The following is an 8249-nucleotide window of genomic DNA, read 5'->3' as shown; positions in this document are numbered from 1 at the left end:
CCACCTGACTGCAAAATGCTCTACGAGGCAACCGATATAAAACGCCGTGCGACCGAGAGGACGCACGGCGTTTCAACGGGTTCCAGGATCAGGCTGCGGCCAGCGCCCGCTTCGTCATGACCTTGATCAGATTGGCACGATAATCGGCATCGCAATGAATGTCGGACATGAGATCGTCGGCCGACACCGCAACGCCATCCACCGCATCGGCGGACCAATTGCCAGCCAGTGCCGCTTCAAGTCCCTCATGGCGGAAAACGCCATCAGAGCCAGCGCCCGTCACGGCCACGCGCACCTTGTCGACCGATTTCGCCACGAAGACGCCGGTCATCGCGTAGCGCGAAGCCGGATTGGGGAACTTGGCGTAGCCGCAGCGCTCGGGCACCTGAAAGCTCACCGCCGTGATGATCTCGTTATCATCCAGCGCCGTGGAGAAAAGGCCTGTGAAGAAATCATCTGCCGCGATCTCGCGCTTGTCTGTGTGGATCGTCGCACCGAGAGCCAGAAGACCGGCCGGGTAATCGGCAGCCGGATCATTGTTGGCGATCGAGCCTCCGACCGTGCCCTGATGGCGCACCGCCGGATCGCCGATACCGCCGGCCAGAACGGTTATCGCCGGACAGACCTTGGCAAGCTCCGCATCGGAAGCGACGGTGGCATGCGGCGTCATGGCACCGATGGTGACAGACTTGCCCGACACCTTGACGCCGACCAGATCAGGAATGCCGCGCAAATCCACCAGATCGGACGGCGCAGCGAGGTGATGCTTCATCGTCGGCAGAAGCGTCTGGCCGCCGGCCAGAAGCTTGCCATCGGCGGAGGCGGAAAGCCTGGCCACCGCATCCTTGACGCTGTTGGCGCGATGATACTGAACGTCATACATGGCCCTGCCTCCTATTCTGCTGCGATCTTTGCCGATGCGGCGTGAATTGCGGCCCAAACTCGGGGCGGCGTTGCCGGCATCTGCAGGTCATTGTTGCCGATGGCATCCGTTATGGCGTTCATGACCGCCGGCGGCGTGCCGATTGCACCCGCCTCGCCGCAGCCTTTCAGGCCAAGCGGATTGGACGGGCTCTTGGTGGAATGGTGATGGATTGCAAAGCTCGGCACATTGTCGGCGCGCGGCATGGTGTAATCCATGTAACTCGCCGACAGGAGCTGGCCATCATCGCCATAAACCACGTTTTCCAACATGGCCTGGCCGATACCCTGGGCAATGCCGCCATGCACCTGCCCCTCGACGATCATCGGGTTGATGATGGTGCCGAAATCATCGGAAGCCACGAACTGGACGATCTGCGTCTCACCGGTGTCGGGATCGATCTCCACCTCGCACACATAGGTGCCTGCGGGGAAAGTGAAATTGGCCGGGTCATAGAACGCACCTTCCTTGAGGCCAGGTTCCATGCCGGCCGGCAGATTGTGCGCCGTATAGGCCGCAAGCCCGACCTCGTGCCAGGCCATGGCCCGATCCGTGCCAGCCACCTTCACCTGACCGTCCTCGATGACCAGATCGTCTTCGGAGACTTCCAGGACATGCGCCGCGATCTTCTTGACCTTGGCTTCCACCTTGTCCAGCGCCTTGACGATGGCCGACAGGCCGACCGGACCGGAACGCGAGCCATAGGTGCCCATGCCGAACTGAACCTTGTCGGTGTCGCCATGCACGATCTGGATGTTGTCTATCGGCAGGCCGAAACGCTCCGCCACCACCTGTGCAAAGGTCGTCTCATGGCCCTGCCCGTGGCTGTGGCTGCCTGTCAGAACCTCGATTGTGCCGACCGGATTGACGCGCACCTCCGCGCTTTCCCAGAGGCCGACACCGGCTCCCAGCGAACCGACCGCTGCCGAGGGCGCGATACCGCAAGCCTCGATGTAGGACGCAAGGCCGATGCCGCGCAGCTTGCCTCGCTTGGCCGCTTCCGCCCTGCGGGCCGGAAAGCCCTTGTAATCGGCTGCGGCGAGCGCCTGATCGAGATTGCCCGCAAAATCGCCCGCGTCATAGGTCATGATCACCGGCGTCTGATGCGGGAAGGACTTGATGAAATTCTTGCGCCGCAATTCCGCAGGATCAACGCCAAGTTCGCGGGCCGCGGTTTCCATGATGCGCTCCACCAGGAAACAGGCCTCCGGCCGACCGGCGCCACGATAGGCGTCGACGGGAACGGTGTTCGTGTAGACGGCCCGCACATTGCCATAGATGTTGGCGATGTCGTACTGACCGGACAAGAGCGTAGCATAAAGATAGGTCGGGACCGCCGAGGAGAAGAGCGACATATAGGCGCCCAGATTGGCGATCGTATCGACCTTCAGCCCCACGATGCGATTATCGGCATCGAAACCGATGCGGGCCGTGGTGACATGGTCGCGACCATGTGCGTCCGTCAGGAAGGCTTCCGACCGGCTCGACGTCCACTTGACCGAGCGCTTCGTCTTCATCGATGCCCAAAGACAGGCGACTTCCTCAGGGTAGATGTAAATCTTCGAGCCGAACCCACCGCCCACATCGGGTGCGATCACACGCAGCTTGTGCTCGGGCGCCACCTGATAGAAGGCGGAAAGCACCAGCCGCGCCACATGCGGATTTTGGCTTGTGGTGTAGAGCGTATAATGGTCCTCCGCCTCGTCATAGGTCGCTATGGCGGAACGCGGTTCCATCGGATTGGGCGAAAGCCGGTTGTTGTGGATTTCCAGCTCGGTCACATGTGCAGCGCCGGCGAGCGCCTTGTCGGTCGCCGCCTCGTCGCCAAGACCCCAGTCAAAGATCAGGTTTCCGGGTGCATTCTCATGAACCTGCGGCGCACCGGTCTCCAGCGCATCGACCGCGTGCACGACCGCCGGCAGTTCCTCGTAATCCACCGCCACGGCCTCGGCGGCAGCGCGGGCCTCAGCCTGCGTGCCTGCGATAACCATAGCGACCGCATCGCCGACATAGCGCACCTTGTCGGTGGCGAGCGCCGACCAGGCGCCCATATTCATGCCGCTTCCATCCTTGGAGGATACGGCCCAGCCGCAGATCAGGTTTCCAATACCATCACCCGTGAGCTGCTTGCCATCGAGCACGGCGATGACACCGTCCATGCCCTCGGCCTCCGACTTGTCGATGCCCTTCACCTTCGCATGGGCATGGGGACTGCGAACGAAGGCCGCATAGGTCTGCTTCTCGTTGCGGATGTCATCGGTATACCGGCCCTTGCCGGTGATGAAGCGCTTGTCTTCCTTGCGCAGGACGCGGGCGCCAATACCATGTTCGGTCATGATCGGTTCCTCCCTCAGCGCGCGGCCATTTTCGCCGCGCCATCCTGGATGGCCCTGACGATGTTGTGGTAACCCGTGCAGCGGCAGATATTGCCTTCCAGCTCGTGGCGGATCGCCTGTTCGGTCAGTTCCTTGCCGGCTGCCTGATAACGCGCCACCATATCAGTAGCAGACATGATCATGCCCGGTGTACAGAAACCGCACTGCAGACCGTGGTTCTCCCGGAACGCTGCCTGCATGGGATGCAGGTCGCCATTGGCAAGGCCTTCGATGGTCGTCACCTCGGCACCTTCGGCCGAGGCCGCCAGCATGGTGCAGCTCTTCATGGCCTTGCCGTTCACATGCACCACACAGGCGCCGCACTGGCTCGTATCACAGCCCACATGCGTTCCCGTCAATCGCAGATGTTCACGCAGGAATTCCACCAGAAGTGTGTTGTCGGGCACGGTGGCATTCACCGTCGTGCCGTTCACGGTCATCGAAATCTCGGTCATGTCTTCCTCCCTTGCCTGGGCCCTTCCCTTCGGGGACGGCAACCTAGGTAGCAACCGTTGCGCGTCCTCAGCTCATCCCGGGACGCATAAGCGCAGTGCGGCGGATGCCCGCCGCGCCGCATGGTCGAAGTGTTCGAGACAGCCAGCCGCAAAAAGCGCGCCATCATCGCGCGTAACGGTCGGGAAACCGTTGCTGGAGATCGATCTGTCGTTGAGGAAAATCGGGAAACGGCGTCTTAAAAATCGCCCCGTCAGGCGGTGGGTCCGCCTGCCGTTGCTGAAAGTGCAGCCTTGCTCTTCCAACCCGACGCCTCCCAGACTCGCAGCAAGACCAGTCGTTCCCGCTGACTTGCCTGCCGGTTGCTCGCGAAGCTATTCCGCCGGGTTCTGGCGAACCTGGAATACGGATATCCGCTTCGCTCCTTCCGCCTCGTTTTCGAAGGACCGGCATCTCCACCGGAACCCCCGCCTCAACTCCACGATCATTTAAGCGGCGTTTTCCGGGAAAGCCAAGACCTCCTTTTGTCGAGAAGATCAAATAAGTAAAAATGGGCCTCCGCGAAGCAGGCTGGGCAAAGGGTGCCCGGCATTTTCTTCAGAAACCTTCGGGAGCAGGGTCCTGCAGCTCGAATTTTGCATCCGCCACGCGGTAGATGGAGCAATTTCGCTCGACCGCCCCCGTACCGGTGAAACGGAAGGCCCCCAAAAGGCCGCGAAAGCCTGAACGGGCGCCAAGCGTCCTTGCCGTCAATCCTTCAGCACCTCGCGCACGCGCAATGCCGATGGCAAGAGCCGCCGCATCGAACCCATAAGCCGCGTCCTTGGACATCCTGCGTCCGAATTCCGTGCGGTAACGCTCGAGCACATCGCCAACCGACAGCTGGTCGACCCGGCAGACGAGCATGCCGGAAAGGGCTCGCTGGGCTGTCATTTCGGCAGAACCCAGAACCAGCGCATTGGGCGCCATGGCGCCGGTCGCGCGTAATGCCGCAAGTGCCTGGGCGGGCTCCTTCATGCCCGGCGCCAGCATGACCACATCCGCATTCTGCAGGGTGGCGCCTGAAGCCGCCAGGCTGCCACCGGTGCCCGAAGAGGAGACGGCCGCGATGATCTTCACGCCCTCCGCCTCGATGCCATCACGAAGACGCTTCAGTGCGGCACCTCCCATGCTGGGATCATGCACCAAGAAAAGTTTCTTCCGGCCTGCACCGGACGCATAGGCCGCCGCCTCGATTGCGTTGTCGACTTCGTCCGTGAGGAACGCAAACACACCGCCGCCATGAGCCGCCCCGTTGGAAACAAAGGCAAGCACCGGCGGCCTCGCTGAAGCCGGCATTGCGGAAAGCGGCGCAAGAAGATCTGCCCGCGCGGGACCGATGACCAGTTTCGCGCCCTTTTCCTTCAGGGCAGCGAAGCCCTGGTTCATGGCATCAGCATTCGGCCGGGCATTATAGATGGCAAGCGTTACCTGGTCGGCGCCCAATTGACGGGCCGCCAACCTGGCGCCATCGCGATAATCGCGCTCGGCGGCGGTGGCGCTTCCAGCGAGACCGGTCAGCATGCCGATCACCAGCGGTCCCGAACCTATGGTTTCGAGCCCCGCACTGACGCTCTCGACCTTTTCGGATTTCACATCCAGCGCGTCGTCAACCGAGGAAGACTGACAGGCCGCAAGCCCCAGGCATATGGCAAGCAGTAGGCCGGAGCGGCCGTGACTGGAGCTGCGCATTGCCCCCCGCATGGCAAAAATCCGCACGGCCTATCAATACATGTATTCGACCATGCGGGCGTGGAAGCACTCGCACTTGTTCAGATAATCCTCGTCGCGATATTCCGAGCGGAGATAGCCATAAGCCTTGCCACAGGCCACCTTGGCTTCCGATGCCCAGACGAAAGCGGGGCGACCGGAATTGATCCATTGCGGACTATCGGCAACGGCGACGGCCTCATCCATCAGGCGAACGACTTCGGTGGTCAGCGAAGCGTTGCTCTCTATGGCCAGAAGCTTGGCCCCACCCGCGACGGGGCAATAGCTGCCGCTGGTCATGTCCGCGGCCTGCAGGCTGCCGGTCAATGCGGTGGACATGACAACCGCAAGACCGATGGTCAGCTTCCTCATGGTGTTCTCCCTCGTAGGGTCGTCTTTCGAGAGCTCTTTCGAAAGTGACCGTTTATTTCCACATAATGCTGAATGGCGACCGCGGTGACAATCCGCGATCGCCAAGATTTCTCACATCACACCGAACCCGAGGTGTCCGTGCCATCCTCGTCGTAGAGGATATTGACACTAGCAGGCGGGGTGACATCGAAATGGGCAACGGTGACCCAGTTGGTGCCATTGGCTCCGCCGTCCGTGTCGACTTGAAGGTTATTGCCATCGACCCGCACGAAATCGCTCAACTGATCCACGTTGGTGCCGCCGTTCGGATCCACAGTGAAGAGTTCCGTCAAATCCACGACGTCCTCGCTGCCGAAGCCGATGATCTCTTCCGGGTTAAGGTTCGACAAGGCTGCCGGGTCGATCACCACCGTGTCCACGGCATTGTCGTTGTCGGTGAGATCGTAGGTGTTCTCGCCAATTCCGCCATAAAGCGTGTCGGCGCCTTCACCGCCGATGAGGAGATCATTGCCGCCAAACCCGTAGAGTACGTCGTTTCCGGCAAGACCAGCCAGAAGATCGTCACCGGTCGTTCCCTCCAGGGCATTTACGCCTATATCGTCTCCCGAGGTTCCGACAATGTGATGTGCATCGTTTGGAACAACGGTGAAATCCAGCGTCGAATCGACGGTATCTCCGTCATAATCGGTCCCCCGGACATCCAGCGAAAGATCGATGGGCTGACCTTCCTGACCGTCCGTACGGAAGCTGACATCGCCGATATCGAAGTTGCCGTAATCCTTCGTATCGAACGTACCGACGCCTCCGGGAATGGGATCACCTTCGCCATTGGTGATCGCAAACCGCGAGAACCCGTCCGAAGTCGCAACGCCCACGGTGTCGCCAACATTGAGTTCCGTCACATAAACGCCAACCACATCGCTACCGCTGGTCACATAGTAGACGCGATGCGTCGCATCGAGGAGAGCGCCGTTGGCATAATCGCCGACGTCGTACTCCACGCCATTCAGCACCACGGCTGTGATGGCGACCGTGCTTTCGCTCAGAAAATTGGAGACATCGGATGCCTGATTGGAGTTGAAGATATTGTTCGAGAACACAAAATTAGTGTTCAGCGCTTCCACATAGGCCACGGCCGGATCGTTCGAGCCCGTCTGGGTAATCTTGACCGCAACGCTGGTGACAAGCTGCGTGTTGCTGACCGTAAAGTTACCCGAGTTCGGACCGATATTGGAACGCACAAACTCCTCGGCAAAGTCCAGTCGCAGCGTCGCGTCCTGCGAGATGCTCTGGCTGCCGACACCCGTTCCGCTCTGAGACACGTTTGCCGACGACAGATTGCCTGAACTGTTGGTTCCAGAGATCAGAACATCGAGCAGTACGGGCGACCCCTGAAGCGGGAGATCGTTGACCTCATTGAAGAGATAATTGCCCGGATTATCCCCTTGAGTGTACGGATTGAAGGTGGCCATCACCGTTCCGTCGTCAAGCGGAGCGTCCAGGTCCACCGTATAGGTATCATCCGGATTGATGGTGACCGTCAAAACCTGTGTCTGACCCACCTCGCCATAATTCACATAACCCGTAAGCGCGGTTCCTCCGGCATTCAGCACCAGCGTGATTGGCTCACCGCCTGAGGTCACCAGCTCGCCGCCGGCATCCCGAAGCTGGGTCACCCCCGTCGTGATGTTGATAAATCGCACCGAGCCGAACTCGTCGGCACCGACCGCCTGTTCGAAGTTCAAATCGAAGGTCGCCGGTCCGGCACCCAGATTCGCAACATAGGCATGCTCGGGGACGAAAACGACCGGAACGTCATTCTCCACCGCAACCGAAAGGCCCGCATCAAGCACAATGCTATCGCCGTCACCATCGAAAGCTCGGAAGGCATTCGAGATATCGATCACGGCGGATGCGTCATCGTCACCGGAAGGAGCATTAAGCGGAATGTGATCGACCTGATCGAGGAGTTCGAAGGTGAACTCGTCGTCTGTCGGGTCGATCGTTCCCGTACCCGCCGTCTGGGTGATCGTGAACACCACACGGCCGTCGCTCGCCACACCCTGGATGACATTGCCGTCGACATGCCAGGCAAGCGTATCGCCCTGCGAGGTCACGCCCGCGATGGCCGTTCCTTCAAGACTCGCGTCGGTATTCAGAACCACAGCACCTGCGCCATCCGCCCCGAAATTCACGAGAGCGGCGATTGTGGCATAAGTGAACACTGCCGTGGTGGTCTTGCCACCCTCATCGTTGCCCGTGGAGCCCCGAATGCCGGGAAGTACCGCAAGCGGGTCGTAATTGTCGAGCGCATCCTCATGAACGGTTTCGGAGGCAGTACCGGCATTGTTGGTCGGTCCGTCATCCTCGAAGGCGAA

General features: G+C 60.6%; 6 protein-coding genes. All 6 read right to left on the bottom strand.

Translation table 11 applies throughout. From position 1 onward, the window contains the following. Positions 1-88: 88 nt before the first annotated feature. Positions 89-883 (bottom strand): FAD binding domain-containing protein, encoded by a 795-nt coding sequence (locus NA8A_RS23920; RefSeq protein ID WP_009453028.1) that lies wholly within the window; start codon positions 881-883, stop codon positions 89-91. Positions 884-894: 11 nt separating this feature from the next. Further along, positions 895-3258, bottom strand: a complete 2364-nt coding sequence (locus tag NA8A_RS23915; protein ID WP_009453027.1) for a xanthine dehydrogenase family protein molybdopterin-binding subunit — start codon at positions 3256-3258, stop codon at positions 895-897. A 14-nt stretch (positions 3259-3272) separates the two neighbouring features. Beyond that, positions 3273-3752, bottom strand: coding sequence for a (2Fe-2S)-binding protein (locus tag NA8A_RS23910; protein ID WP_009453026.1), 480 nt, complete (start codon positions 3750-3752; stop codon positions 3273-3275). Between the two features lie 595 nt (positions 3753-4347). Beyond that, the gene (locus tag NA8A_RS23905) at positions 4348-5493 is read right to left on the bottom strand and encodes an ABC transporter substrate-binding protein (RefSeq protein ID WP_240532853.1); all 1146 of its coding nucleotides are present in this window, start codon (positions 5491-5493) and stop codon (positions 4348-4350) included. Between the two features lie 21 nt (positions 5494-5514). Further along, the gene (locus NA8A_RS23900; RefSeq protein ID WP_009453024.1) at positions 5515-5871 is read right to left on the bottom strand and encodes a hypothetical protein; all 357 of its coding nucleotides are present in this window, start codon (positions 5869-5871) and stop codon (positions 5515-5517) included. 116 nt (positions 5872-5987) lie between these two features. Continuing rightward, on the bottom strand, positions 5988-8249 hold a 2262-nt coding region (locus NA8A_RS23895), incomplete at its 5' end, for a structural toxin protein RtxA (RefSeq protein ID WP_009453023.1).

The sequence above is a fragment of the Nitratireductor indicus C115 genome, assembly GCF_000300515.1.
Taxonomy (GTDB): Bacteria; Pseudomonadota; Alphaproteobacteria; order Rhizobiales; family Rhizobiaceae; genus Nitratireductor; species Nitratireductor indicus.
Note: the sequence above shows the minus strand (reverse complement) of the source record. Positions and strands in the feature narration are given on the sequence as shown.

Bases quoted from the DNA above. Each gene is read 5' to 3' on its own strand.
- NA8A_RS23910 (WP_009453026.1), bottom strand. From the start codon at position 3,752: ATGACCGAGATTTCGATGACCGTGAACGGCACGACGGTGAATGCCACC.
- NA8A_RS23905 (WP_240532853.1), bottom strand. From the start codon at position 5,493: ATGCGGGGGGCAATGCGCAGCTCCAGTCACGGCCGCTCCGGCCTACTG.
- NA8A_RS23915 (WP_009453027.1), bottom strand. From the start codon at position 3,258: ATGACCGAACATGGTATTGGCGCCCGCGTCCTGCGCAAGGAAGACAAG.
- NA8A_RS23920 (WP_009453028.1), bottom strand. From the start codon at position 883: ATGTATGACGTTCAGTATCATCGCGCCAACAGCGTCAAGGATGCGGTG.
- NA8A_RS23900 (WP_009453024.1), bottom strand. From the start codon at position 5,871: ATGAGGAAGCTGACCATCGGTCTTGCGGTTGTCATGTCCACCGCATTG.